Annotated in this window: 18 protein-coding genes and 1 tRNA gene; 9 read left to right on the forward strand and 10 right to left on the reverse strand. The window is 67.4% G+C overall.

All coding sequences use genetic code 11. The annotated features are described in order from the left end of the window. Positions 1 to 309: 309 nt before the first annotated feature. The 3 genes from ACESMN_RS06255 to ACESMN_RS06265 form a co-directional block, all read right to left on the reverse strand. Positions 310 to 2,790 carry a glycogen/starch/alpha-glucan phosphorylase gene (locus tag ACESMN_RS06255; protein ID WP_373052743.1) on the reverse strand — a complete coding sequence of 827 codons (2,481 nt, stop codon included), beginning with the start codon at positions 2,788 to 2,790 and terminating at the stop codon, positions 310 to 312. Between the two features lie 545 nt (positions 2,791 to 3,335). Next, a complete protein-coding gene (locus tag ACESMN_RS06260) occupies positions 3,336 to 3,926 on the reverse strand; it encodes a nuclear transport factor 2 family protein (RefSeq protein ID WP_373052744.1) in 591 nt (196 codons plus the stop codon). A gap of 285 nt (positions 3,927 to 4,211) precedes the next feature. Continuing rightward, positions 4,212 to 4,286 (reverse strand) — tRNA-Val (locus tag ACESMN_RS06265). Between the two features lie 175 nt (positions 4,287 to 4,461). Between ACESMN_RS06265 and ACESMN_RS06270 the strand changes: the two genes are divergently transcribed. Beyond that, the gene (locus ACESMN_RS06270; RefSeq protein WP_373052745.1) at positions 4,462 to 5,058 is read left to right on the forward strand and encodes a cytochrome b; all 597 of its coding nucleotides are present in this window, start codon (positions 4,462 to 4,464) and stop codon (positions 5,056 to 5,058) included. A 34-nt stretch (positions 5,059 to 5,092) separates the two neighbouring features. Here the strand turns inward: ACESMN_RS06270 and mdoH are convergent, their stop codons facing one another. Both mdoH and ACESMN_RS06280 read right to left on the reverse strand, forming a co-directional pair. Next, positions 5,093 to 7,093, reverse strand: coding sequence for a glucans biosynthesis glucosyltransferase MdoH (mdoH, locus tag ACESMN_RS06275; protein ID WP_373052746.1), 2,001 nt, complete (start codon positions 7,091 to 7,093; stop codon positions 5,093 to 5,095). Then, complete coding sequence (locus ACESMN_RS06280; RefSeq protein ID WP_373052747.1) at positions 7,083 to 8,708, reverse strand: glucan biosynthesis protein; 1,626 nt, start codon at positions 8,706 to 8,708, stop codon at positions 7,083 to 7,085. Before ACESMN_RS06280 ends, mdoH begins: the two co-directional genes overlap by 11 nt. A 153-nt stretch (positions 8,709 to 8,861) precedes the next feature. Between ACESMN_RS06280 and ACESMN_RS06285 the strand changes: the two genes are divergently transcribed. Then, complete coding sequence (locus ACESMN_RS06285) at positions 8,862 to 10,460, forward strand: sulfatase (RefSeq protein WP_373052748.1); 1,599 nt, start codon at positions 8,862 to 8,864, stop codon at positions 10,458 to 10,460. 104 nt (positions 10,461 to 10,564) lie between these two features. Then, on the forward strand, positions 10,565 to 11,413 hold the full coding sequence (locus tag ACESMN_RS06290) for an amidohydrolase family protein (RefSeq protein ID WP_373052749.1): 849 nt from the start codon (positions 10,565 to 10,567) through the stop codon (positions 11,411 to 11,413). Here ACESMN_RS06290 and ACESMN_RS06295 read toward each other — a convergent pair. Both ACESMN_RS06295 and ACESMN_RS06300 read right to left on the reverse strand, forming a co-directional pair. Beyond that, positions 11,410 to 12,522, reverse strand: coding sequence for a hypothetical protein (locus ACESMN_RS06295; RefSeq protein ID WP_373052750.1), 1,113 nt, complete (start codon positions 12,520 to 12,522; stop codon positions 11,410 to 11,412). The genes ACESMN_RS06290 and ACESMN_RS06295 overlap by 4 nt on opposite strands. After that, positions 12,519 to 13,343, reverse strand: coding sequence for a hypothetical protein (locus ACESMN_RS06300; protein WP_373052751.1), 825 nt, complete (start codon positions 13,341 to 13,343; stop codon positions 12,519 to 12,521). The genes ACESMN_RS06295 and ACESMN_RS06300 overlap by 4 nt, the downstream gene beginning before the upstream one ends. A 364-nt stretch (positions 13,344 to 13,707) precedes the next feature. On the opposite strand from ACESMN_RS06300, the gene ACESMN_RS06305 reads away from it, so the two are divergent. From ACESMN_RS06305 to ppk1, 4 genes are all read left to right on the forward strand, one after another. Continuing rightward, a complete protein-coding gene (locus tag ACESMN_RS06305) occupies positions 13,708 to 14,289 on the forward strand; it encodes a superoxide dismutase (RefSeq protein WP_373052752.1) in 582 nt (193 codons plus the stop codon). 105 nt (positions 14,290 to 14,394) lie between these two features. After that, complete coding sequence (locus ACESMN_RS06310; protein WP_373052753.1) at positions 14,395 to 15,591, forward strand: aspartate aminotransferase family protein; 1,197 nt, start codon at positions 14,395 to 14,397, stop codon at positions 15,589 to 15,591. After that, positions 15,588 to 16,496, forward strand: coding sequence for an ornithine carbamoyltransferase (argF, locus tag ACESMN_RS06315; RefSeq protein WP_373052754.1), 909 nt, complete (start codon positions 15,588 to 15,590; stop codon positions 16,494 to 16,496). The genes ACESMN_RS06310 and argF overlap by 4 nt, the downstream gene beginning before the upstream one ends. Positions 16,497 to 16,582: 86 nt before the next feature. Beyond that, positions 16,583 to 18,658 carry a polyphosphate kinase 1 gene (gene ppk1 / locus ACESMN_RS06320; protein WP_373052755.1) on the forward strand — a complete coding sequence of 692 codons (2,076 nt, stop codon included), beginning with the start codon at positions 16,583 to 16,585 and terminating at the stop codon, positions 18,656 to 18,658. 57 nt (positions 18,659 to 18,715) lie between these two features. Here ppk1 and ppx read toward each other — a convergent pair whose 3' ends face one another. Together ppx and ACESMN_RS06330 are read right to left on the reverse strand one after the other, a co-directional pair. Next, entirely contained in the window at positions 18,716 to 20,224 is a 1,509-nt protein-coding gene (gene ppx, locus ACESMN_RS06325; protein WP_373052756.1) for an exopolyphosphatase, read from the reverse strand. 28 nt (positions 20,225 to 20,252) lie between these two features. Then, positions 20,253 to 20,789: a SixA phosphatase family protein gene (locus tag ACESMN_RS06330; RefSeq protein WP_373052757.1), complete on the reverse strand. Its 537-nt coding sequence runs from the start codon at positions 20,787 to 20,789 to the stop codon at positions 20,253 to 20,255. Between the two features lie 148 nt (positions 20,790 to 20,937). On the opposite strand from ACESMN_RS06330, the gene egtC reads away from it, so the two are divergent. Further along, entirely contained in the window at positions 20,938 to 21,723 is a 786-nt protein-coding gene (egtC, locus tag ACESMN_RS06335) for an ergothioneine biosynthesis protein EgtC (RefSeq protein WP_373052758.1), read from the forward strand. A gap of 49 nt (positions 21,724 to 21,772) precedes the next feature. On the opposite strand, the gene ACESMN_RS06340 is transcribed toward egtC, so the two are convergent. Further along, positions 21,773 to 22,486 (reverse strand): hypothetical protein, encoded by a 714-nt coding sequence (locus ACESMN_RS06340; RefSeq protein ID WP_373052759.1) that lies wholly within the window; start codon positions 22,484 to 22,486, stop codon positions 21,773 to 21,775. Positions 22,487 to 22,518: 32 nt separating this feature from the next. On the opposite strand from ACESMN_RS06340, the gene ACESMN_RS06345 reads away from it, so the two are divergent. Then, on the forward strand, positions 22,519 to 23,376 hold the full coding sequence (locus tag ACESMN_RS06345) for a tetratricopeptide repeat protein (RefSeq protein WP_373052760.1): 858 nt from the start codon (positions 22,519 to 22,521) through the stop codon (positions 23,374 to 23,376). Positions 23,377 to 23,427 lie beyond the last annotated feature (51 nt).

Raw genomic sequence — 23,427 nt, forward strand, 5'->3', positions numbered from 1 at the left:
AGTGCAGGAATAGTGGGCCTATTTCAAACTTGCCCAACGCAGCGCCGGCGCTTCTGGCGAAGCGATCTGGTACCGAACTTTCCGCATGGCCCACTAGAGCCAACTCCAGCCACTCATCCATTCTCAACAATTCCGCGCGCAAGGGGTGGCCTGCATGCTACAGGGCGAGGCCTGACCCTGTTGCGCATCCCGAGTCTGCCCAGGGCTCCTGATCGCAGACACGGAGCGCCCTGGTTCCCTCGATGACCATGGCGTTCACGTGTGGGGTGCCAATGAGCGCAGCGAATTGCGCCGTTTGAGGCCGGGTCTTCACCGGGTGGTGGTGAGTGAAACGGGTACCGGCTGCACCCGCCAGATCTTCTCGCAATACTCACGAATAGCCCGGTCCGAGGAGAAGTGGCCCATGCGCGCCGTGTTCAGGATCGACATGCGTGTCCAGTCCATTGGGTTGCGAAAACGGGCCTCTGCCTGCGCCTGGGTTTCGACGTAAGCCTGATAGTCGGCCAACAGCAGGTAAGGATCATGGTGGATCAGGCTGTCGGTGAGCGGGCGGAAGAGATCCGTGTCACCATGTGAGAAGAGGCCCGAGTGCAACAGGTCGATCGCGGTCCGCAGTTCCGTGTGTTCCCGATAGATCTCCCAGGGCCGATAGCCCTCGGCCAGTGTGCGCTCGACCTCCTCGACGGTCAGCCCGAACAGGAAGAAGTTCTCCGGCCCGACCGCGTCGCGGATCTCCACGTTGGCACCGTCCAGCGTGCCGATGGTCAATGCGCCGTTCATCGAGAACTTCATGTTGCCGGTACCGGAGGCCTCCTTGCCGGCGGTGGAAATCTGCTCGGAAAGGTCGGCCGCCGGGTAGATCACCTCGGCATTCTTTACGTTGAAGTTCGGGACGAACACCACCCGCAGCAGTCCGTTGACCTGGGGATCGCGGTTAATGACCTCGGCGACCGAGTGGATCGCCTTGATGATCAGCTTCGCCATGAAATACCCGGGTGCCGCCTTGCCGCCGAACACGAAGGTGCGTGGCGTCATGTCCAGCCCCGGGTTCTGCTTGATGCGCTCGTACAGCGTGACGATGTGCAGCAGGTTCAGGTGCTGGCGCTTGTATTCGTGGAAGCGCTTGACCTGGATATCGAACATGGATAGCGGATCCACCAGCACCCCGGTTGTCTGCTGGATACGCGCCCCCAGCCGTTCCTTCGCCGCGCGTTTCATCGCGCGCCAGCGCTCCTGGAAGGCGGCATCCCGCGCGTGCGGTTCGAGCCTGCGCAGGTTGTCCGCATCCCGAGCCCAGCCGGTGCCAGCCACTTCCGTAACGAGGCCGCAGAGGTCGGGATTGCTGAGCTGGATGAAGCGCCGCGGGGTCACGCCGTTGGTCACGTTGTGGAACCTTTCGGGCCACAGATCATGGAAGTCGCGCAGCACGGTGGATTTCACCAATTCGGAATGCATCGCGGCGACCCCGTTCACCGCAAAACTGCCCACCGTGGCCAGGTTCGCCATGCGTACCCGCCGCACCGGCCCCTCCGCGATCAGCGACATGCGTTCGATGCGCTCCGGGTCGAAGGGAAAACGGATGCGCAGTTCGTCCAGGAACCGGCGGTTGATCTCGTAGATGATCTCGAGATGCCGCGGCAGCAGGCGACCGAACAGGTCCACCGGCCAGGTCTCCAGCGCCTCCGGCAGCAGCGTGTGGTTGGTGTAGGCGAAGGTTTGGCGTGTGATATCCCAGGCGGGCTCCCAGTCCATGCCGTGCTCGTCGACACACAGGCGCATCAGCTCGGCCACGGCAATCGCCGGATGGGTATCGTTGAGCTGGGCCGAGAATTTCTCGTGGAAGTCTTCCAGGGTTTCCGCATCCTGCAGGTGCAGGCGGATCATGTCCTGCAGCGAGCAGGACACGAAGAAATACTGCTGCTTGAGCCGCAGTTCCTTGCCCACTTCGGGCTCGTCATTCGGGTACAGCACCTTGGTGATGTTCTCGGCCGCGACCTTCGCATGTACCGCACCGTAATAATCGCCCTGATGAAAGGCCTGCAGGTCGAAGGACCTGCCTGCTGTGGCATGCCAGAGCCGGAGCAGGTTCGTGTTGTCGACCCCAAAACCCAGAATGGGTGTGTCGTAGGCGATGCCGTAAAGGTCGATGCGTGGAACCCAGCGCACCCGAAAGCGTCCGTGTTCGTCGGTGTAGGGCTCGGTGTGGCCCCCGAACTGCACCGGATATCGGAGATGGTAACGGGGGATTTCCCAGGGGTTGCCATGGCTGAGCCAGAGGTCGCAGTCTTCCACCTGCCAGCCGTCGTCGATGCTCTGGTCGAAGATCCCGTGTTCGTACCGAATGCCGTAGCCGATCGCAGGGACCGACAGCGTCGCGAGCGAATCCAGGTAGCAGGCGGCCAGGCGTCCGAGGCCACCATTTCCGAGTCCTGGTTCCGGCTCCTCGGCGAAGATGGCCTCAAGGTCGATCCCGAGATCCCGTGCTCCCTGACGAGCGCTGTCGACGATCCCCAGATTGATCAGGTTGTTGCCCAACTGCGGACCCAGAAGAAATTCCGCGGACAGATAACAGACCGTGCGCGCACGCACGTCGCGGTAGGCCTCCGCGGTGCGGATCCAGCGCTCCAGCATGCGGTCGCGCACGGTGTATGCCGCGGCCATGAACAGGTCGTGGGTGGTTGCGACCCGCCAGTACCGAGCCTGATTGAAGAACATGCTGTCCACGAAGGCACGCTTCAGCGCCTCCGGACTCATCCCCGTGCGGGTGCGTTCGTCGGTCGATCCGTGCATGGTGTGCTCCCTGGGGTAGTGCAATCCTCTAGGTCGCACCGGCATCGGAGCGAGCGTTGAAGCCGCTGACAACACTCATACCCGCGTCCGGCGAAGCACTGCCCGCGATTGGCCTGGGCACCTCGACCACCTTCAACGTGGTCCGCGATCCCGGCCTCAGAGCCGAGCGTACCGAAGTCCTCGCAACCTTCCTGGAACTCCGCGCAGGCATGGTCGACTCGTCGCCCGTATAGGGAAGCGCGGAGGATGTCGTCGGGCATGCAATCGAGCTCATCGGCGACAGCTCCACACTGTTTTCTGCAACCAGGGCATGGACCCGCGGCGCCGGCCACGGGGCGAACCAGATGGCGGATTCGAGGGATCCGTGGGGCCTCGAACGGCTGGATCGGATGCCGGGAGTATAGGAAGGAAAAACGCCCTTTTCACAAAGGGGCAACTGCCTGTCCAACGGTGGAGACCGGAACGAGCGGACCACTATCGCCCGAACTCCCGCTCCATTCGGTCTTCGCCGATCGACATAACCTCCCCGCCCGCGCCGGGTGCGCTCAGTGTGCGGGGCGCAGGTGGCGGAGCACGCGGCCGAGCACGGGCACGTGCTCGAAGAGCCCGCTGGCGGAGTCCCAGAAATCCTTGTGCAGGAGCACCCGGCCGGCTTCGTCGAAGCGGAACTGGCTCATTCCGTAGCTGATCATGGGTTCGCCCCGGTTGAGGGCCGGGACCTCCATATGCATGCGCCAGCGGACGTAGACATCGATCCCGTCGACGGCCGTCGCGAGAAACTCGAGCCGGAGGACGTCCGCGGACTCGATTGCGTCGAGGAAGTAGGTCTCGATGGCATCAGCTCCGCGTACCGCGGCGAGGTTATCGTTCAGGTAGGCGTCCGGCGCGTAGACCTGTGCGGTCAGTTCGCGTACGGAAGCGCGGGTGACGTCGCCAAAGTATTCCCGCACGCCGGCCAGCGCGGCTTCCAGGCGCTCGGGATCTTCCTCCATGCGCCGCGCGGGCCCGGCGCTTTCCTCGAGCGCAACGAGGTAGCTGGCATCGAGTTCGGCGGCGGTCATGCCACCCCCGCATCCGGTGAGCAGCGTCGTGGCGAGGACAAGGAGTGGCAGAATCGGGTAGCGGGCGCGGTTCACCTGAACAGCCTCCGGCGCAGCAGGGTGTCGGCCAGGGGGAAAAGCACGCGGGGCAGGCCGCCATCGAAGAGGGCACGGCGAGCATCCAGGTGGTGGCACCATCCGACATGCCGGTGGCCCGGTTGCGAGAGCAGTCGCGGGGCGGGTTGCACTGAGCATGACCGCGCCGTGGCGTGTCCCGGCTCGTTGTCTCGTCCGCCATTGGTCACCTGCGCCGTCTTCGTGCCACCGGCGAGAAGAGGCGACCGGGGTGGACTCCCGGGTCGCTGTCACCTAGTCTTTTTTTGGTGGGCGGTACTGGGTTCGAACCAGTGACCCCTGCCGTGTGAAGGCAGTGCTCTACCGCTGAGCTAACCGCCCGGGTTAGGCGGGCAAAGAGTAAGCCCCGACCGGGTTGCGGTCAAGCACTCGCCGCGAGCTGTGCCCGACCCCGGGGAAGGCCGCCACCGACGGCCGCGCTTCGGGAACCGTTTTCTCTTCCGCTCCTCCAAAGCGCAGGCCAATCACACCGAATCTCCAACCGAAGGGAGCGACCATGAGCGACGTCACCTCCGCCGATCAACCCGGGATGCCGCGCTATGTGCTGATACAGCGCCTGCTGCACTGGCTTATCGCGGTCCTCGTGCTACTGGCCTTCGCCTTCGGCGGCACCATCGGATATTTCGGGTTCGACGGTCTCCGCGAGATGCTCGGTGCGGCAGGGACCGACCTGGTCTACACGACCCACAAGACCCTCGGGGTGCTGATTCTCGGCTTCATGCTGTTGAGGCTGCTGACCCGGCTCACCTTCGGCAAGCCCGCCTATGCGACACCACTGCCGGCCCCACAGCGCGTCGCCAGCCAGATGGTGCACAGGCTGTTCTACCTTCTGCTGATCGCAATGCCGATCCTCGGATGGCTGGCCACGGCCGCCGGCGGGTTTCCGGTCAATCTGTTCCAGTTCGAGCTGCCCGGCCTGATCGGTCGTGACGACGCACTGTCGGAGACCCTCTTTCTCTGGCACCAGTACGTCGGTTATGCACTGATCGCGCTGATCGTTCTGCATATCGCCGGCGCCATGCACCACTGGCTCATCCGCCGCGACGAGGTAATGCAGAGGATGAGTCTCCTGCGCCGAAGAGAAGTCGGCTGATCACGGTCAGACCGGTGCAATCGCCCGACACCGCTCACGCGTCGTTGCAGGCGTCCTCCCACCCGCTTTCCGACCCGAGCCCGCGTCTGTTCCTCACGCGGTCCCGGGTGCCCGCCCGGCGCGCCCGGCGATCCTGAAGCCAGGCGACCGGCGCACCGGCCGCGTCTCCCGAACCCGTCCGCTCGGGGGCCGCAACCGCACAGGACTCGAGCCTGCCGAGCACCGCCAGTGCGGCACTGGGCGCGAGTTCCGACGGGGCGAGCAGCAGATTCCGTTCACGCAGCCAGTATCCTGCGCGCTGGCTCCCGCTGACGCGCACCAGCAGGGGTGAGAGCAGCAACCCGCTGAACACCGGGGACAGCCACCAGAAGAATCCTGGCGCGCCCCAGGCAACCGCCGCTCCCCAGACCAGCCCTCCCAGCACGAAGGGCCGCGTACGTTGCCAGCTCTCGTGCCAGGACACCATCCGCCCCTCGCGCGACTGGGACGTCCAGCTCACGTTGCGCCCGAGGACGACCGCCCCGACGAAAAGGCTGTGGAAGGCCATCATCAAGGGCGCGATCAGGACCGAGTACAGGGTTTCGAGCAGTCCGCCAAGCACCAGACGCGCCGGTCCACCGAATCGCTCCGGTTCGCGGCGCAGGGCGAGGGCCACGCCGAACAGCTTCGGCAGCAGCAACAGGACCACGGTTACCGCCAGCAGCAGGTAGGCCAGGGGTGCGTACACCGGGATGGAGCCGTGCTGCGCCGCCGAGGCCATCCCCGGCGCCTGGAGCTGATACGCGACGACCGCGGCCGCCGAGGCAGTCCCCAGCATCAGGAGCCAGAACAGCGAGGCGAGATAGGCAAGCGCCCCGAACAGCAAGTGCAGCCGGCTCACCGGATGCAGCCCGGCCGTGCTCAGCAGCCGCAGGTGCTGGAGATTGCCCTGCGACCAGCGCCGATCACGCCGGGCGTAATCCACGAGGTTGCCCGGGAGTTCCTCGTAACTTCCGGAGAGATCCGGGAGCAGCCACACGTCCCAACCGCCACGGCGCAGCAGCGCGGCCTCAACGAAATCGTGGCTCAGGATCTCGCCACCCAGCGGCGGCCGGCCCGACAGCACCGGAAGCTCGCAGTGCTCCACAAACGGCCGGACACGGATGATCGCGTTGTGTCCCCAGTAGTTGCCGGCACTCCCCTGCCAGAAGCTCAGACCCGTGGCGAGCATCGGCCCGTGCAGGGCACTGGCGAACTGCTGGAAGCGTCCAAACAGGGATTCCTGACGCACCGGCAGCGGCATTGTCTGGATCAGGCCCGCGTCGGGATTCGCATCCATCAGCCGCACCAGCTGCACCAGCGTCGGGCCCTCCATCACGCTGTCGGCGTCCAGGACGATCATGTAATCGTAGCGGCCGCCCCAGCGCTGGCAGAACTCGGCGATATTGCCGGCCTTGCGACCGCTGTTCACCGGCCGCCTCCGATAGTGGGTACGGCAGGGTGCCGGCAGTCGACCCTGCAGGGCCCACACGGTCCGCTCCTCCTCCGGAATCACATCCGGGTCATTGCTGTCGCTGAGCAGAAACAGATCGAAGGCCGCCGCCTGTCCGGTAGCCAGCAGGGAATGGCAGATGGCCTCCGCGCCCTGCATCACGCGCGCCGGGTCCTCGTTGCAGATGGGTATCACGATGGCGGTCCGCCGTCCGGCCAGCCGGACAGGCCCCGCGGACACGGCTCCCGCCGGGACCGGACGCAGGCTGAGGGGATCGCGCCTCAGCAAACGGAGCACGAAACCTGCCGCCGCGGTCCAGAACGAGATCGCGATCCAGGTGAATGTGCACAGAAACAGCGCGAATATCACCCAGAGCAGCGGCCCCATTCCCGTGGTCGGCAGGATGCGGGTCATCAGGAATGCGGCCGGGGCCACCGTGCCCAGGACCAATCCCAGGAAAAGCACGCGCCGCCCTCGCCTACCGGGCGCCTGAAGGATCTCCCCCGCGGCCTCGCCCGCGGGATCCCTGGCCGGATCGTGTCCGACCACCGCTTCAGAGTTCATCGGGATACCACACGTGATTCCAGGTCTCCGTGACGGGGGCGCCATCCAGGGTGAGCAGCAGGCGCAGATCCGCGGCGCGCCCGCCCGCGGGATCCAGCAGGAAGGTGGCGCGCCAGCCCTCGCCGTCCGGCAGCCGGCGTACGTGCACATCGTCAAGACGTCCTGCGCTCGTATCCAGCTGCACACCGACGGCCGCGTCCGGACCGAGACCCTCGAGTGCCCCACCCGCGAAATCGACGATGTAGCGGCGCAGGCTGCGCGGCGGCGGGTCTGCCGCACCGGGAACCGCACCCCAGCCGCTGCGTGTGCGCACCACACGGGCAGGCGGATCGCCCGGGGGCGTGTCGTCGAAGACGGTCAGCCGGTAGCGATAGTGGCGCCGCTCGCCGGCCGAGAACGGACGGTCGCCCACCCAGAAGGCGACGATGTTGTCGATGGTTTCGTCCGGCGCGGGAATCTCCACCAGCTCGACACCGCCGGCGCCCCAGTCACCGCCCATCGGGGTCACCCACTGGCTGGGCCGGCGGTGGTATTCGGCCTCCATGTCCAGATAGTCCGCGAACTCCCGGTTGCGCTGCACCAGCCCGAAACCACCCGGATCGCGGTCGCGCAGGGAGGTTCCCCGCACGGCGCGCGGGTTGGCCAGCGGTCGCCAGATCCACTCGCCGGCACCGGTCAGCACCTGGAGTCCCTCGGAGTCGTGGACGCGCGGCCGGAAGTCATCGTACGAGCGCTCGCTGGTCGCGCCGAAGTGATACATGCTGGTCAGCGGCGCAACGCCAAGCTTGCCCACGTCGGTACGCGCGAACAGGTACTTCTCCACATCCACCGCCACCTCCTCGCCGGCGGTGAGGTCGAACCGGTAGGCGCCGCTGACCGACGGGCTGTCAAGCAGCGCCAGGATGGTGACGCGGTCGGCCTCGGGGCCCGGACGCACCAGCCAGAACTCGCGAAAGGCGGGAAATTCCTCACCCTCGGGCGACGCGGTATCGATCGCGAGGCCTCGCGTGGACAGGCCATATACCTGACCCGGGCCCACAAGGCGGAAGTAGGACGCCCCGAGAAAGACCATCACCTCATCCTTGTGTCCGTCGGTGTTCAGCGGGTAGTGCAGCCGAAAGCCGGCGAAACCGTTGCCGCCCTCGCCCTTCCCTTCGAGCGCGGCGGCCTCCGCGTCATAGCGGAACAGGTCCTGCCGGAAGGCGATCGGACTGATGACCCCGGACTCCAGCGTGTTCAGCCTGACCGGATATGGGAACAGGAAACCGGGGTGAAAGAACTGCACCTCGAAGCGGGTCTCGCCACGCCAGAGCGCCTGCTCCGGCCGGAACCGGATGGCGCGGTACTGGTCGTAGCTGATATCGCGCAGTGCCTCGGGCAGGCCGGAGACAGGCGGCTCGAATGCGCTCTTCGACCGTGCGGCCGCCAGCTCCGTGACCTGCTCGAACAGGGACTCGGCGGTCCAGCCGTCTTCACCCGGCGCCGCCGCGGGCAGCCCGGCGAGGCACAGCAGGCCCGTGAAGCCCACACGGCGGGCCTGCCGCCCGATGCGCCGCACGGACCATCCGCTGAACCCGAAGCCCTCGCTTCGCGATGCGGGCCATCGCCACTGCATCCCGGATCCCGAACCGCCCATAATCTCCCCTGCCGCATCGTCCGTCTGCACGAACGCTTGGGACAACTTTCCCCGCCAGAAGTTGTCGGTTCTTCCCGGCCCCGTCCATCCGCGGCCGCGGACCGAAAGCCGATCACCCGGAGAGGAGCTCACTTGCTTCGACTGTTTGCCACCTTCGCGATCCTGAATGCGCTGCTGCTCGGGCTGGAGATTCCCCGGCACGGCGGTTTCGGCCCGAACTGGGTGGCGCTGGAGGCCCTGGTGCTGGCGGGCCTGTTCACGCTGATGCCACCGGGCCGCTGGTCGCGGGGCCTCGCGGGGGTCGCGGCGTCCCTGCTCGCCCTGCTGAGCCTCTTGGCACTCGCCGACGGGCTGGCCCGGATGAGCCTCGGACGTTCCCTGAACCTCTACCTCGATTACCCGCTGATCCGTTCGGTCTACCACCTGATGGCGGGCAGCGTTTCGGTCCCTGGAGCGATTGCCGCGGGCGTCGCGCTGCTGCTGGTGGTGACCGGGCTGGCGCTGTTCGTGCGCTGGCTGCTGCTCTCGCTGCCGGCACCACGGTCCCCCATCGCACTGGCGGCCGGCGTTGCGATGCTCGCGGCGGGCATCGCCGGCACCACCGCCTTCCACGCTGGCACGGCCCTGCCCAGCCTTCCGCGCGCGATCACCCCGGGCGCGACCCTGGTGCTGGATCAACTGCGTTTCGGACGGAGCGCGCATAGCGAGCGTCGGGAGTTCGAGGCGCTGCTGGCCGACGAGCCGGACGCCGGCCGCGCGACGCCGCTTCCCGGTCTCGACGGCATCGACGTGATCATCGGCTTCATCGAGTCCTACGGCGTGTCGGCCCTCTTCGACGATCGCTATGCGCGGGTCGTGGGCAAACAACTGGAGGCAATCGAGCAGGATGTCGCGGCGGCCGGCCTGCACATGGTCAGCGGCACCCTGAATGCACCGATGTTCGGGGGGCAGTCATGGCTCGCGCACGCCTCGTTGCTGACCGGGCTACGGGTGCGGAACCAGATGCATTACGAATTCCTGCTCGGCACGCAGCGGGCATCGCTGGTGCAGGACTTCCAGCAAACGGGCCACCGCACCCTTGCGGTCATGCCCGCCATCACCCGGCCCTGGCCGGAGGGTCGCTGGTATGGCTACGATGAGATCCACGAGGCGAGCGATATCCCCTATGCCGGCCCCGAATTCAACTGGGTGACCATGCCCGACCAGTTCACCTGGTGGCACTTCGAGCATTCGCTGCGCCGCGGTGACGATCGCCCGGTCTTCGCGAAACTGGCATTGATCAGCAGCCACGCACCCTGGGTTCCGATCCTGCCGGTGATCGAAGACTGGGATCAGATCGGCGACGGCAGCGTCTTTCTGCAGTGGGAGGGCGAGGGCGAGACACCGGAGTCGTTATGGCGCAACCACGATCGCGTGCGCGAGCACTATGCCCTGTCGGTGGCGTATGCCCTCGAGACCGCCGGTCGCTATGCCGCCCGTTTCACGGACTCGGAGACGCTCCTGATCCTGGTCGGGGATCACCAGCCCGCGCCCCTGATCACCGGCGCGGACGCGAGTCCCGGCGTACCGGTCCACGTGTTCAGTGGCGCTCCCGAACTGCTGGAACCCTTTCGCGACCGCGGTTTCGTGCCCGGCGGCCGGCCGCCGTCCGAGCCCACGGATGCCGGCATGGACCGGCTCCGCGGCTGGCTGCAGGAGGCGTTCGGGGCCCCATCGCCACGTGAGCGGTGACGGCGCCAGGAGGTACCCTTCACAATGAACCTTCCCCGCCGTTTGCAGGGGGGGTTGGTTGGGGCGCCACCCGCGATTTGCACGCTAAAGATCAGGAGCAAGCCATGTCATCCAGGTGTATCCGCTCGGCGGTGCGAGCCATCACGTCCACTGCCCTCTTGGCAATCGTGGCCACTGCCGCCGCCTACGACGGCCCGCTGTTTGATGCCCACCTGCATTACAACGCAGCGCATGTCGACGCGGTTACCCCGGAGGGCATCGGTGCCGCCCTCGAGGAGGCAGGGGTCGAGCGGGCGGTGATCATCACCCCTGACCGCGGCCTCGTCGAGACCGCGATGGACGCCGCGCCGGACGCGATCCTCCCGTTTCTTGGTGTCTACCGGACCCCCGCGCAGAAGGACACCTGGATGCACGAGAAGGATCTCCCCGAATGGGTGCGCAACCGCCTGGATGAAGGCCTTGCAAGGGGCTCCTGGCGAGGGATCGGAGAGCTGCACCTGTTCGCGGACGATCGGCACTCGCCGGTCTTCGCGGAACTGGTCTCGATCGGGCGCGAGCGCGGACTGCCGGTGATGATCCACGGCGACCCGGCGGTGATCGACCGCGCCTACGAGCTCGAGCCCGATGCCGTGATCCTTTGGGCACACGCCGGCACCTTCCCCTACCCGCCGCTGATCGCGGATTACCTGAGCCGCTACCCCGGTCTGCATGTGGACCTGTCGATGCGCAGCGAACGGCTGATCGCCGACGGCTTCATGCCGCTGGATTGGCAGGACCTGCTGATCACTCACGCCGACCGGTTTCTGATCGGGGCCGACACCTTCAGCGTTCGCCGCTGGTCGGAACTCGATCAGCACGTATCCGACATCAGGGCCTGGCTGGACCAGCTGCCGCCCGACGTCGCCGAGCGGATCGCCTACGGCAACGCCCGGCGTCTGCTCGTGGCCCACTAGCGGGCCGAGGCACCGCGGACGGAGTCGAGCGGGGAGAAGGTCCGCTCGACCTCCACCCGCATCCCCTCGTGCCAGGCCTCGATGGCCTGGCCGTAATGCTCGAGCAGACTCTGCTCGAGATCCGCGCGCAGCAGCGCGAGCCGTTTCTCCCAGTCGGCGATCAATGCGTCCCGGTTGCGCCACTCGTCCGCAGAGAGCAGTGCCCAGTCGGTCGCCAGCCAGGCGGCCCCGCCCACCGCCAGCGCACAGGCCCAGGCCGCGGGGCCGGCAGCGGCGCAGCCCAGCGCCCCGGCGCCCGCACCGCCGGCCCTCGCCGCGCCGCGCCCTGCCCCCTTCAGCGCCACGGATCCCCCGCCGGCTGCGGCCGCGGAGGAACGCAGCGCGAGGCGTGCCGCCAGCGGCGCCGCGGCGCCGACGGACGCCGCACCGGCCGAACTCGCCGACAGACGGGTGAGGAATTCGCTGCTGCCGTGACCGGCAAACTCTCGCGCCAGGTCGTCCAGTACCACCACCGTCGAGGGCGTTCCCGGCGCATCCTCGACCCCTTGTTCTCCGGCGACCATCAGCAACTCCTCCAGCCAGGCGGTCCGCAACTCGCGCGCGCGCGCCGCCAGCAGCCCCTCCACCCGGCCTTCGATCGCACTGACCTGTCCCGCCAGCTCCTCACCGCCGAACACGAGCTCCATCCCCTTGTAGACCACCGGATCCGCGGTCAGGAGTCCGCCCCAGCGCAGGATGAGCAGCCACAGGCGCGTGTACTCTCCGCGCAGCGAGAAGTACCAGTCCGCATACGCCGGCACGCGCGCCGACAGCCGCTCGAACAGGACGTCGAGCTCGGCCGCCACCAGCCGGCCGGCCGCGTCGCCGGCCTCGGCGGCTCCACGATCCGCCTGCCGTACCGCACGCTGCTCGACAATGCCGGCGTCCTCTGCGGCGAGCAGAAAGCGCTGACCCTGAATCACGACGCCGACCCGGGAATCCGACGCGAACAGACGGTCCCACGGGCGCTGGTCGATCACCAGGACCGTCAGCAGCGCCAGCGCCAGCACCACGCCAAGCGCCCTGGCCATGTTGCCGCCGATACTGCGAGTTTGCGCATGGCTATTCATTCTGGATGGCTCCCGGGATGCCACGCGCGCCAGTGCACCAGTGTCAGCACCGAGGCGCATATCAACAGATAGGACCATACCACCAGTCCATCGGTTGCCACGAGCACCATCCAGCCGGCGACCTGGAGACCCGGCTCGATCACGCCGGGCAGGACCTGCTGTCCCAGCCACCAGGCCATCGCGTCCTTTGCCGCCGCCAGCTGCATCAGCCCCTGCAGCAGCCCGCTTGCGGCCTGCTGACGGCCGGCCTCGGACAGCACCGCGTCCACCAGCGTCAGCCCGGAGAGTTCCGGGTAGGTACGAAACAGCGCCGCGGCCGCCAGCGCCAGGAGCAGCAATCCGAGATTGACCGCCAGCGCCAGACGCAGCGCGAGCATCGGCCGGAACCGCGGGACCGCATGACCGGCGATCCGCCGGCTCCAGAATCCCCGCAGCAGCACCAGCACCGGCACATTCAGCACCATCCCGAGCAGCAGATGCGGACCGTCCACCCGGACGGTCGCGACCACCAGGATCGCCGCCAGGGGAATCGCGCCCGCCAGGGCCACCAGCGCCATCAGCGCTCCGCCGCGCAAGTGCCGGTACCACGGGCTGTCCGCTCGCAGCGCGCCGGCAAGAAAGATCCTTCTGCGCACCACCGACCGCAGCCAGATGCCCGCCGTCATGAACAGCGCCAGCCCCAGCACGACGCCGACGAACGCACCGTCCGTCAGCAGGACCCCGACCCGACTCAGCACCACCAGCACGAGGGGCACGGGCAGCAGCCAGAGCATGTCGTTGAGCGCCGAGCGCATGGCCGGTGCACTGGATGTCGTTGCCATCGCCGTCACCCCGATCCCAGCATCGGGCCGACCCAGAAGAGTGCGACCGGGATCAGCAGCAGCACCACGGTGGCCGTGTTGCTGACCCACATGCTGAGACCGGCGGTCGCCACGCAGGAGGCGCCGCGGATGATCCGACATGTCGGCGGGGCTGCGGGTTCAAGGGGGGCTCCGGTGCTTCCGGCTGGGACAAGTGGCATGATAAGCGATCTGTCGCGCGCGTTTCGTCACCGATACCGCCAGAGGCGACCGCGTTAACGCTGACCGAATACGTCGGGAATTGCATCCGGGAAGTCGTATGTCTATCTTTCCGGGTCCGCCAAAACCCTGCGAAGCCTCGCAGATACCGTCAAGGAGATCCCGCATGGCACACGAACTGCCCGCACTGCCTTATGAGAAGAATGCACTGGAACCGCATATCTCTGCGGAGACCCTGGAGTTTCACCACGACAAGCACCACGCGACCTACGTGACCAAGCTCAACGGTCTGCTGCCCGGCAGCGCATTCGAGAATGCCACCCTGGAAGAGATTGTCGAGAAGGCACCGCCCGGCGGCATCTTCAACAACGGAGCGCAGGTGTGGAATCACACCTTCTACTTCAACTGCATGGGCCCCAACGGTGGCGGCGAACCCCCCGGCAAACTGGCCGACGCCATCAGTGCCACCTTCGGCTCGGTCGCCGCCTTCAAGGAGAAGTTCAACGAGATGGGCGCGAACAACTTCGGCTCCGGCTGGACCTGGCTGGTGCAGAATCCCGACGGTTCGCTGGAGATCGTGAACACCTCCAATGCGGAAAATCCGCTGCGCGACGGCAAGACGCCGCTGCTGACCGCGGACGTGTGGGAACACGCCTACTACATCGACTACCGCAACCTGCGGCCCAAGTACCTGGAAGGCTTCTGGAACGTGGTCAACTGGGACTTCGTTGCCAGCCAGATGAAATAGTCCGACAATCGGCAGACATGGAGACACGCCGAGCCGTGTCTCCCCGAGGGGCCGGTGCGGCGTGTAAACGGCGTCACCGGCCTTCTTCAATTCGGAGACATCCCGATGGCTGACATCCTTCAGAACACCTACAACCGTCTGCCGGTCGCCTTCGAGCGCGGCGAGGGCGCGTGGTTGTGGGACACCGAGGGTCACCGTTACCTGGACGCCCTCTCGGGCATTGCCGTCTGCGGGCTCGGCCACGCCCACCCGAAGATCGCGGCCGCCGTCGCGGACCAGGCGCACACGCTTATACACACCTCCAATCTTTACCGGATCCCGCTGCAGGAAAAGCTCGCGCGCCGCCTCAGCGCGCTCTCGGGCATGGATCAGGTCTTCTTCTGCAACTCGGGCGCCGAGGCCAACGAGGCCGCGATCAAGCTGGCCCGACTGCACGGACACCGTCGCGGCATCGAGCGGCCGAAGATCATCGTGATGGAAGGCAGCTTTCACGGACGCACGATGGCTACGCTGACGGCCACCGGAAATGCCCGCATACAGCACGGCTTCGAGCCCTTGCTCGAGGGCTTCATCCGGGTCCCGTTCGGCGATTCGACCGCGGTCGCCGAGTACCGCAGCGACCCGGAGGTCGCCGCGATCCTGGTCGAGCCGATCACCGGCGAGGGCGGAATCGGCATCCCGCCGGACGGCTATCTGCGCGATCTGCGCGCGCTCGCCACCGAGAACGACTGGCTGCTGATGCTCGACGAGGTGCAGGCCGGGATCGGGCGCACCGGGCGCTGGTTCGCCTTTCAGCACGAGGAGATGCTGCCCGACGTGCTCAGCCTCGCCAAGGGCCTGGGTAACGGCGTGCCCATCGGCGCGAGCCTCGTCGCCGGTCGCGCGGTGGACCTGTTCACCCCGGGGAGCCACGGCACCACCTTCGGCGGAAATCCTCTCGCCTGCCGCGCCGCGCTGACCGTACTGGACGTGATGCAGGCCGAGGGACTGCGCGAGGAGGCCTCTCGGCTGGGTTCCCGACTGCTGCGGCTCCTTGAAGAGAGGCTCGGCCACCAGCGCGAGGTCGTGGAGATCCGCGGCCGGGGCCTGATGCTCGGCATTGAACTGGACCGTCCCGCTGGCGAGCTCGTGCGCACTGCCCTGGACCGGGGTCTCCTGATCAACGTCACCGCGGAACGCGTGGTCCGCCTGCTTCCGCCCCTGATCATCAACGACGCGCAGGTGGCCGAGATCGCCGACACGGTTTCCGACATCGTGCTAGAGCTGATCGACAAGACGGAAAGACATAGGATTACCGCATGAACCTGAGGCATTTTGTATCCCTGGCGGACCTCACCGGCACCGAGATCCGCCAGATCATCCAGCGTGCGATCGAGCTGAAGGACGAGACCCGGGCCGGCACCCACCACGACGGCATCCTGCGCGGCAAGGCGCTGGCGATGATCTTCGAGAAGTCCTCGACCCGCACCCGGGTGTCCTTCGAGGTGGGCATGCAGCAGCTCGGCGGCAACGCGCTGTTCCTGTCGCCGCGCGACACCCAGCTCGGACGCGGCGAGCCCATAGAAGACACCGCGCGGGTACTCTCGCGCATGGTCGACTGCGTGATGATCCGCACCTACGAGCACGAAAAGGTCGAACGCTTCGCCAACTACGCCTCGGTCCCGGTGATCAACGGACTGACCGACCGGGAGCATCCGGCCCAGCTTCTCGCCGACCTGCAGACCTACTTCGAGCACCGCGGTGACATTCGCGGCAAGCGCGTGGCCTGGATCGGCGACGGCAACAACATGTGCAACAGCTACATCCATGCAGCCCGCCTCCTCGGTTTCACGCTCTCGGCCGCCTGCCCCGAAGGCTACGACCCCGACCCGGAGATCAGCGCCGTCGCAGGACCCGCGTTGGAACTGGTGCGTGACCCGCGCCAGGCGGCGCAAGAGGCCGATCTCGTGGTGACCGACGTCTGGGCGAGCATGGGCCAGGAGGACGAGAAGAGCGCCCGCCGGCAGGCCTTCTCGGGCTTCTTCGTCGATGCCGAGCTGATGCGCCTGGCACGACCCGAGGCGGTCTTCATGCACTGCCTGCCCGCGCATCGCGAGGAAGAGGTCAGCACCGAGGTCCTGGAAGGGCCGCAGAGCGTGGTCTGGGACGAGGCCGAGAACCGGCTGCACGCCCAGAAGGCCCTGGTCGAGTTCCTGCTGGCGGCCTGAACGCGTTGGGAAACCCGAACGGTGCGCGCTATACCGCACCGGGGGATTGGTTTACGCTCGGGACCTGACCTCATCGCCCCTCCCCGATGAACGACATCGATCTCGACAATCCCGAGCTGTATCTGAACCGCGAGCTTTCACTGCTGGAGTTCAACCGGCGGGTGCTGCAACTGGCACTCGATCAGGGTTACCCGCTGCTGGAACGCCTGCGGCTGCTGTGCATCTCCTCCACCAACCTCGATGAATTCTTCGAGGTCCGGGTCGGCTCGCTGCGACAGCAGGTCGCCCTGAACGTCCACACGCCGGGGCCCGACGGGCTCACCGCCTCGGAGCAGCTGGCGAAGATCAGCGTGGTGGCGCACGAACTCGTCGCGGAGCAGTACCGCACCCTGAACGAGGTGCTGATCCCGGAACTGGCGGAAAAGGAGATCCGCTTCATCCGGCGCACGCACTGGAACGACGTGCAGCGGCGCTGGGTGAAGGATTACTTCCGGGAGCAGCTCCAGCCCGTGCTCAGCCCGCTGGGCCTGGACCCGGCGCATCCGTTTCCACGCATCCTGAACAAGAGCCTGAACTTCATCGTCACGCTGAAGGGCAAGGACGCCTTCGGCCGCGAATCCCGCCGCGCGGTGGTGCAGGCGCCCCGCTCCCTGCCCCGCGTCGTGCGCCTTCCGCGCGAGGTCGCCGGCGGCGACAACGACTTCGTGTTCCTGTCCTCGATCCTGCACGCACACGTGGACGAGCTGTTTCAGGGCATGAAGGTGACCGGCTGCTACCAGTTCCGGCTGACGCGCAACTCGGACCTGTTTGTGCGCGAGGAGGAGATCGACGACCTGCTCAACGCCCTCGAGGGGGAGCTCCCGCAGCGCAACTACGGAGAGGCGGTGCGCCTCGAGATCGCGGACAACTGTCCGGAGGACGATGCGCGGTTCCTGCTTGCCCAGTTCAAGCTGACCGAAAGGGAGCTCTACCAGGTGCACGGGCTCGTGAACCTGAATCGCCTGATCGCGGTGCATGATCTGGTCGAACGCCCGGACCTCAAGTTCAGTCCCTTCGTCCCCAGCCTGCCGCGTTACCACGGCACCGGCGTCAGCATCTTCGAGGCGGTGCGCGCCCAGGAGATCCTGCTGCACCACCCCTACGAATCCTTCATGCCGGTGGTCGAGTTCATCCGGCAGGCCGCGCGCGATTCCAGCGTGCTCGCGATCAAGCAGACGCTGTACCGCACCGGTACCCAGTCCGAGCTGGTGGAGCTTCTGATCGAGGCGGCACAGGCGGGCAAGGAGGTTACCGTGGTGATCGAGCTGCGGGCCCGCTTCGACGAGGAGGCGAACATCGAGCTCGCGAACCGCATGCAGGACGCGGGCGTGCACATCACCTACGGCGTGGTCGGCTACAAGACGCACGCCAAGCTGGCGCTGATCGTGCGTCGCGACAAGGATCGCATCACCCGTTACGCCCATCTCGGCACCGGCAACTACCACGCGGGAACGGCCAAGGCCTACACCGACTACGGCCTGCTCACCGCGGACCCGGTGATTACCGAGGACGTGCACCGGATCTTCCAGCAGCTGACCGGCCTTGGCAAGGTCTCGAAGCTGAAGGACCTCCTGCAGGCTCCGTTCACGCTGCACACCGCGATCGTGGAGCGGATCGAGCGCGAGACCGAGCACGCTCGGGCCGGCAGGCCCGCGCTGATCGCGGCGCGGATGAACTCCCTGATCGAACGCGGCGTGATCCAGGCGCTCTACCGCGCCTCCGGCGCCGGCGTGCAGATCCAGCTGCTGGTGCGCGGAATCTGCTGCCTGCGTCCCGGGGTACCCGGGGTCTCCGAGAACATCGAGGTCCGCTCCGTGCTGGGGCGCTTCCTGGAACACTCGCGCGTGTTCTACTTCGGCAATGACGGGCAGCCCGAACTGTACATGTCCAGCGCGGACTGGATGCCGCGCAACTTCTTCCGGCGGGTCGAGGCCGCCTTCCCGATCAAGGACCCGAAGCTGCGCGAGCGGGCGGCCGAGGAGTCGCTGTTTGCCTACATGCGCGACAACACCTCCGCCTGGGTCCTGCAGAAGGACGGCAGCTACCGGCGACTGACCCCGACGCCCGGCGAGGAGCCCTATTCCGCGCAGCAGGATCTGCTGGCCAGACTGGCCAACCGATAACGCTCGCGCCGCGGCCGGCGCGCTGCATCGGGGCGCGCCGGCGATGCCGATCCCGCATCACGATGCCTTCAGCGTGAAGCCCAGTTCCTTCAGCTGGGCGGCCTCGCGTTCCAGGTCGGCCGCAGTCAGCGGGTGTTCCGCCAGCCAATCGTCTCCGAAGGTGATGCGGAGGTTCTTGCCCGAGGCCGAGATCTGCTCGAGCGGCACCGGCGCATCGGTCCGGGAGCGGTGCAGCAGCACCGCCAGTCGCAGCAGCACCGCCAGCCGCACCAGCCGCTTGCGCCGGGCCTTCGGCAGGTTCTCGAACAGGCGTTCCTGCAGGCGGCGGCGATGCACCCGCACCAGCAGCGCAAGCTCGGCCTGCTCCTGGCGGGAGAATCCCGGCAGATCGGCGTGGGTCAGGAGATATTCCCCGTGCTTGTGATAGCGGCTGTGGGCAAGCGCCAGACCGATCTCGTGGAGTTCCGCCGCCCAGCTCAGCAGCTCCGCATCGGCGTTGCCCAGGCCCCAGGTCTCCGCGACCGGGCCGAACAGGCGCCGCGCCTCTTCCACCACCTGCTCGGCATGGACGGCGTCAACGGCGAAGCGCTTGCGCAGGTGGCGGATGGTGCGCGCCCGCACATCCTCGTGGTGGAAGCGCCCGAAGAGGTCGTGTACGACCCCCTCGCGCAGCGCCCCGTCGGACGTGGTCAATCGCTCGATCCCGAGCGCGCGGAAGGCGCCGATGACCACCGCCAGCCCGCCGACGATCACCGGGCGCCGGTCATCACTGAGACCCGGCAGACTCAGCCGTTCGATGTCTTCCGCCTCGATCATCCGGGCACGCAGCGCCTCGAGTGACGCCAGGCTCATGCCCGGGCTCTTCTCCAGCCCGGTCTCCTGCAGGATCCGGTCCAGCGCCAGCAGCGTCCCGGACGATCCCAGCGCCTGCTCCCAGCCGAGCGCCCGGTAGGGCGCGGCGATCGGCTGCAGCTCCAGCTGCGCGTGCAGTTCCGCCTGGCGGAACCGTCGGCCGTTGATCCGGCCATCGGGGAAGTGCAGGCTGCTGAAGGTCACGCAACCCATCTGCAGGCTCTCTGCGAGCTGGGGCTCGAAGCGCTCGCCGATGATGAATTCCGTGCTGCCACCGCCGATGTCGATCACCAGCCGGCGCCCCCGGTCATCGGCCAGCGTGTGCGAGACCCCGAGGTAGATCAGGCGCGCCTCTTCGCGGCCGCCGATGATCTCCACCGGGTGCCCGAGGGCCTCTTCGGCGTCCTCGAGAAACCGGCGGGCGCCACGCGCCTTGCGCAGCGTGTTGGTGCCGAGCGCCCGGACGCTCCCCGGCGGCATTTCCCGCAGGCGTTGCCCGAACCGCCCGAGACACGCCAGCGCACGCTCCTGCGCGTCCGAGGAGAGACGGTTGCGATTGTCCAGGCCACTGGCCAGGCGCACTGTCTCCTTCAGGCGATCGACGGTGATCACCTCGCCTTCATGCCAGCGGGCCACGATCATGTGGAAGCTGTTCGAGCCAAGATCGACGGCGGCGACCGTCTCGAAGCCGTTGTGCTGTGTGCTCGCTGACATCGCGCCTCCCTGCTGTTGATGGTTTCCGCTAGAGCCGCCGCAGGCCATACTGCGGAAGTTTCCAGACCAGTTCCAGCGTCCCCGGCGCGATCCTTCCGGAAACCTGCAGCGCACAGGCCGCACCCTTCTCCATCGGAACCGGGGCCCGTCCGCCCGCCCCGCAGAGCCACTTGCCGAGCAGAGTGGAGAGATCGGGCTCGTGCCCCACCAGGATCGCGGTCTCGCCCCGGGCGACCTGCGATTCCAGCCAGTCCGAGAGGGTCTGGAGCCGCCATGGCGGCTCCAGCGGATCCGGCGCCTCGGCCGGGCGCCCGAAGACCTCGGCGATGCCTTGCGCGGTCTGCCAGGCCCGCGTGTACGGGCTGCTCCACAGGTGATCGACCCGTGCGACCAGTCTGGACAGGCCCGAGGCGGCGGCCTCGTTGCGCTTGCGCCCCTCGCCGGTCAGGGGCCGCTCCCGATCGGGCCGGCCGGTCTCCTGCCAGAAGCGCTCGGCGTCGCCTGCCTGCGCATGCCGAACCAGCACCAGCAGGCGCGTGTCCGGAGCCGGTGCCGTCTTCTTCACCGGAGCCCCCGGCGTGGTCGCATGCGGGTTGGGGAACTGATCGACATGAAGGGTTTCACGGGTCGCGGGACGAAGTTGTGCGAGTGCATCGCTCGGGCGGGAAAGCTACCATGAATCCCATGCCGCGACCCACCCCACGAGGTCAGCCATGTGCCGTCACGTCGCCTACATCGGTCCCGAACTGGCGCTGCAGGAGATACTCTTCACCCCACCGCACAGTCTGGCGCGCCAGGCCAGCGATCCCGAGGAGCTCCGCTACGCTCGGCTGAACGCCGACGGCTTCGGCTTCGGCTGGTACGGAGAGGATGACACCGCGGTCGTGTATCGGCGGGGGGATCCGATCTGGCAGGATCCCAACCTGGCGCCCCTCGCCCGCCACCTCTACGCCGATCTGTGGATCGCGGCTGTGCGCAGCGCCACGCCGGGGTTCGGGGGTGACGTGGTCAACGCCCAGCCCTTCGCGAACGGCGACCTGCTATACAGCCACAATGGTCTGATCGACGGTTTTCGCCCGGACATCCGGCGCGAGATCCAGAATCTCCTCGACCCCGACATAGAGGCGGAGATCCTCGGATCCACGGACTCGGAGTACCTCTTCGCGCTGATCCGCCAGTACCTCATCGACGACGCGGACCTGAGCCTCGAAGGCGCGATGATGGAGGCGTTTACCACCCTGGAGCCGTGGATGGGACCCGGCCGCGCACTGCTGAACGTGATCCTCACCGACGGCGACCGCCTGGTCGCGAGCCGCCACGCGATCAATGACCCCTGCCCCAGCCTGTACTTCACCAGTGACGACGACGGCTTTCCCGAAGGTGCGGTGGTGATCGCCTCGGAGCCGCTCACGGAACGCGAGCGCTGGCGCAGCGTCCCGGAGGGGCACGTCCTCGTGGTCGTGCCCGACGAACCCCCGGAGCTGCTCGCGCTGCGCTGAGGCTGGTTATCGGATCGCCACCGGCGCTTCCGCAGTCGGGCGCAGCGGTTCAAGCGGCGAGCCGCACCGCCACCCAGCCGTCCCCTACCTCAACCGATTCGATCCCGGCGCCAAGCGCGCTCAGGGCGCTGCCCTCGAGGAGGTCGCGTCCCTTGAACCCGCCGAGCCATGCGTTCGGCAGCGGCACCCCGGCCACACTGACGCCGAGCAGCCGCGCCTGAACGCGGTCGCCCTCGGTCGTCACCTGCAGCCCGGCCTGCACACGGACCCGCCGTCCGCCGAGCATCGGCAGATCCTCCGGCACGTCCACCACGAAGCTCGTGGACACCCGTTCCGGCGACAGACGCACCGCGGCCCGACCCGCGAGTGCCGGATCACGCGCGATCGCCGCATTCAGCTCGCGCTCGGTGAAGCGCAGATAGCGCCGCTCGGGATCCTCGTCGTAGACCTCCGGGGCGGGTGCCGTCTCCCGGCCGGGCGCTGTGCGCGCCTCGGGTGCCGCGGTCTCGGACGCGGCCCTCACCGACGCCTCCTGCAGTACGGCCAGTTTCTCGTCCAGCGTCTCCCGTTCCGCGGGCGACAGCATCACCGCGGTCTCCCGCTCCGCCTGCATCAGGTAATAAATGCGCAAGCCGGCCGCCACCAGCAGCACCGTCAGCAGCAATACGAGGATCCATGGAAGGGGAGACGAGCGTCTCCTTGCGTCGGGGTTCTGTTCCACGCGGTCGAGCATCATGCAGTGAACGGCCGTTAACGTTAGCATAGAGAGGATCCATCGGCACCGGAGCCGGACGCATGCACTGGGCATTCCTGTTTCTTGTCGTCTTCTTCGTATCGGGCCCTGCCCACGCGGAGCCGCTTCCGTACAGCCCCGAAACCGCGGCCGAAGTCGAGGCGGAGGAGCAGCGACTCCAGGCGGAGAAACACCTGCAGAGCGAGCCGCCCGACGTGGTCGAGGCCCGCCGTTGGCTCGAGTCGGCGGCCGAGAGCGGCTCGGTCCAGGCCATGGGGGAGGTCGGGTGGCTCTACGAACAGGGGCTCGGCGTAGAGCCGGACGTCGCGAAGGCGCTCGAGTACTACCAGAGTGCCTACGAGGCCGGCGAGAACGAATACGGGTTGCGCATCGGCTGGATGCATCTTCGGGGCATCGGCCTGGAATCGGATCGCGCCGCGGCCGAGGCATGGTTCCGGCGTGTCATCGAGGAGCGGGATGACAGCGCCGCACGCCTGGCGCTGGCATCACTGATGGTATCGGACGCAAGGGCCGGCGTGCGGCCGGAACGCGCCGCGCGCGCCCGGGACCTGCTGGTCCGGGCCCTGGAGGACGGCGAGACCGACGCCGCCTTCTACCTTGCACAGATGTACATGGAGGGCGTCGGCAACCTGCCCGCCGACCCGGAACGCGCGGTACACTACGCCCGGATCGGCGCGGAGGCGGGCCACCCCGAGATGCAGGCCTGGCTGGCGGCCGTGCTCGCGCGCGGCGAGCTCCTCCCGCGCGACCGCGTCGAGGCACACAAGTGGGCCAGCCTGGCGGCGTCCGGAGGCAACCGCACCGGCGAGCAGCTCCGGCAGCAGATTGCGGCGGAGCTGAGCGATGCCGAACTGCGCGAAGCGCGGCGCCGCGCACTCCAGTGGCTCAATGAACGATAGGATGCCCGTGCGCCAGCGACTGCCACGGGTGCCCGTCACGGCAGAGGATTC

Source organism: Thioalkalivibrio sp. (genome assembly GCF_041690275.1).
GTDB lineage: Bacteria > Pseudomonadota > Gammaproteobacteria > Ectothiorhodospirales > Ectothiorhodospiraceae > Thioalkalivibrio.